Origin of the sequence: Occallatibacter sp., from assembly GCF_049802275.1 — a bacterium.
In the GTDB taxonomy this organism is placed as follows: domain Bacteria; phylum Acidobacteriota; class Terriglobia; order Terriglobales; family Acidobacteriaceae; genus Telmatobacter.
Genome location: NZ_JBARMD010000094.1, coordinates 1 through 3,010 on the forward strand (window position 1 = coordinate 1; position 3,010 = coordinate 3,010).

A 3,010-nucleotide genomic window follows, 5' to 3' on the forward strand; every position below is an offset into this window, starting at 1 on the left:
ACATGGGGCGGTTGCGGCGGCGATGCATGAACTGCTGACCGTGTTCTTTGCGGAAAATCGGGTGCGGCGCGCCGGTGGAGCTGATGACAATGTCGGCTTCTGTGGCGGTCTCGTAGAGCTTTTCGAATGGAATAACGCGGCCGTCGAAGGGCTCAGCGAGCTGACGGGCCCGTTCGAGCGTGCGATTGGTGACGAGGATGGCTCCGGCGCCCTGCTGGACGAGGTGGCGGGCGGCGAGTTCGCTCATTTTGCCGGCGCCGACGTGGAAGACGGTGCGGCCCTGCAGTGATCCGAAGATTTTGCGGGCAAGCTCCACGGCGACCGAAGCGATCGACACGGAGTTGGAGCCGATGGCGGTTTCAGTGCGGACACGCTTGGCGGCGGCGAAGGCGGACTGCAGCAAATGTTCGAGCTGGCCGGAGACAGTTCCGGCAGCGCGCGCAGCGGCGAAGGCTTCTTTGACCTGGCCGAGGATCTGCGGCTCGCCGACGACCATGGAGTCAAGACTGGCGGCGACGCGGAAAAGATGGCGGACGGCCAGTTGATCGCGATGCTGGTAAATGTGAGGCGCGAGGAGAGCCTGGTCCAGGCCAAAGTGGTTGTGCAGAAACATGGTGAGGTCGGTGTCGGGCGATTCGACCGCGGCCAGCATCTCAACACGGTTGCAGGTTGAGACGATCATGCACTCACTGACGCCGGGTTGGGCGGCGAGGGCGCGAGTAGCGTCAGGCAGATCGTCGCGCGAGATGGCGATGCGCTCGCGCAACTCGATGGGCGCGGTCTTATGGTTGATGCCGATGAGCACGAGCTGGCTCATGGGGCACCGAACCTGTGAACGTGACTGACCGTGTTCGCTGCCCAGACACAGAGCATGACGATGAGCACGGCACCTGAGAGATAGGCGGCTTTGCGACCGCGAAGGCCGGCGGACTGGCGCAGGAAGAGCAGGAGAACGTAAAGCCCCCACATGGCGTAGGAGGCGATGACCTTGGGATCGACGAAGTACGCTGCGCCGAGCGAGGTTTCCTGCACCAGAACAGCGCCGAGGATGAGGCCAACCGTCATGCACGGAAAACCGAAGAGCAGCATGGCGTGGGCGATGCGCTCAAGGGTGTCGAGCGGGGGCAACCAGTCGAGAGGGATCCACCAGGAATCTTCGTTGGACTTCGGCTTGGATTTAAGCCGGCGTTCCTGGACTAGATAGAGGAGCGAGGCCAGCAGGCTGAAACCCAGGGCTGCGTAGGCTGCGAGAAGAGCGGTGATGTGGGCGATGAGCCAGCTGGTGCGGACGCCTTGCGAGGGGAAACTGTAGCCCTGAAGGCCGAGCGCGGGAACAAAGACCAGAAAAAATGTGATGGGGAGCGCAAAGACGCCGAGGGAGATTGCGTCATATATCCACCAGGCCAGGAAGAACAGTCCGGCGACAGCAAATCCTAGCAGCGATTCAGCTTCGCGGGCGCCGACGGGCATCCAGCGATGGGCTTGGACGAGCATTTCCACGACAGAAACAAAATGGAAGAAGAAGGCCATGCCGCCGAGATGTACGCACCACGCGCGCGCCCGCACGGAGGAATAGAGCACGGCGGGAAAAATTGCGTAGCTTGCCGCGAAGTAAAGAACGGTCGCGACTCGGAGCCAGAGGAGATGCATGCCGAACTCAAATCTAAAGCCTTAGCTCTCAGTATACTGTGATCCAAATCACCATAACTGCCCCCATGAACCGCTTCAGGCGGCGTGTGGCCCAGAGAGATCAGGCAAGAATGAAGACGCTGTTGCAACGATTTAGGTGGTATTGCCGTGGAATTGCGTTGTTGGCGGCCGCGATGGGCGCCACCCGGATCACTTTATTGGCGCAGGATGCCGTTTTTCCGAAAAAGACAGGGATTCAGTCGCCTGGAATTCAGCATGCGATGGAGGAACTGCCGAGGACTGCCACCATTGAGGTGAAAGGCGAACCGGACTGGCTGACGGCGACTTCGGACGCAGTCTGGGTGACGAGCGAGAAGACCGATAGCGTGGTCCGTCTGGACGCGGCGACGAACCAGCCGGGAATGTCGGTGACGGTGCACAAACCGTGTTCGGGACTGGCTGTGGGGTTTCAGAGCTTGTGGATTCCGAGTTGCGGCGACAAGAGCGTGGTGCGGGTGGATGAGAAAACCGGCGCGGTGCAGGCGTCCATTCCGGCTGGGCCGGCGGACTCCGAGGGTGGAATCACGACCGGTGCCGGAAGCGTGTGGCTGGTGACGTCGGCGAAGAACGGAGATGGGGACGGCGAGCTGACGCGGATCGATGCGGCGACTAACAAGGTCATAGCGACGATCAAGATTCCTGCGGGATCGTTCAATCCCCTGTTCGCCGAGGGATCTGTCTGGGTGACTTCGAATGCCCGAAATGTGCTGGTGCGGGTTGATCCTGCGACGAACAAGGTGGTGAGTTCCACCGCGGTTGGTCCGATGCCGCGATTTCTGGCTTACGGGGCGGGATCGATCTGGGTGCTGAACCAGGGAGATGGCACTGTCTCGCGGGTGAGCGCGAAGACGGGAAAACTGGAAGCAACCATCGCTGCGGGGATTCCGGGGCACGGTGGCGAGATTTCGTTTGGCGCGGGCTCGGCGTGGGCCACGGAGATGGAATTTCCATTGACCCGGATCGATGCGAAGACGAACAAGGTTGTGGCGCAGTGGCATGGCAAAGGCGGAGATAGCGTGCGCTTCGCCTTCGGCACGGTTTGGCTGACCGATCTCAAGGGCGGGAAGGTGTGGCGGATTCCCGTTCGGGAACCGTGATGTCCTGCATTGTGTTGCATCAGGTTTTGGGCACGTTCTGCACAGGGCGGGATGCGTCACGTCACGGTAATCTGTAGGCACTCGTGCAACCCGCAGACCTCCAATCCGCGGCGGCGCCGCCGTCTTCCCCTGCCCCTGAGGTACTTGAACTTGCATCTGCTGAGCCGGTGACAGGCAAGGCCGGCGCGAAGTCGCTGGAACCTACTCCCTTTATGCGCCAGTGG

Annotated in this window: 3 protein-coding genes; 1 reads left to right on the forward strand and 2 read right to left on the reverse strand. The window is 61.4% G+C overall.

The window, feature by feature from the left end; all coding sequences use genetic code 11:
• Nucleotides 1-817, reverse strand: an 817-nt coding sequence (hemA, locus tag WA354_RS03085) for a glutamyl-tRNA reductase (RefSeq protein WP_472811544.1), incomplete at its 3' end; no start/stop codon positions are given.
• Complete coding sequence (locus WA354_RS03090; protein WP_472811545.1) at nt 814-1,650, reverse strand: cytochrome C assembly family protein; 837 nt, start codon at nt 1,648-1,650, stop codon at nt 814-816. The genes WA354_RS03090 and hemA, both read right to left, overlap by 4 nt.
• A 110-nt stretch (nt 1,651-1,760) precedes the next feature.
• Between WA354_RS03090 and WA354_RS03095 the strand changes: the two genes are divergently transcribed.
• Nucleotides 1,761-2,786 (forward strand): Vgb family protein, encoded by a 1,026-nt coding sequence (locus WA354_RS03095; RefSeq protein ID WP_472811546.1) that lies wholly within the window; start codon nt 1,761-1,763, stop codon nt 2,784-2,786.
• Nucleotides 2,787-3,010: the final 224 nt, after the last annotated feature.

Bases quoted from the DNA above. Each gene is read 5' to 3' on its own strand.
- WA354_RS03090 (WP_472811545.1), bottom strand. From the start codon at position 1,650: ATGCATCTCCTCTGGCTCCGAGTCGCGACCGTTCTTTACTTCGCGGCA.
- WA354_RS03095 (WP_472811546.1), top strand. From the start codon at position 1,761: ATGAAGACGCTGTTGCAACGATTTAGGTGGTATTGCCGTGGAATTGCG.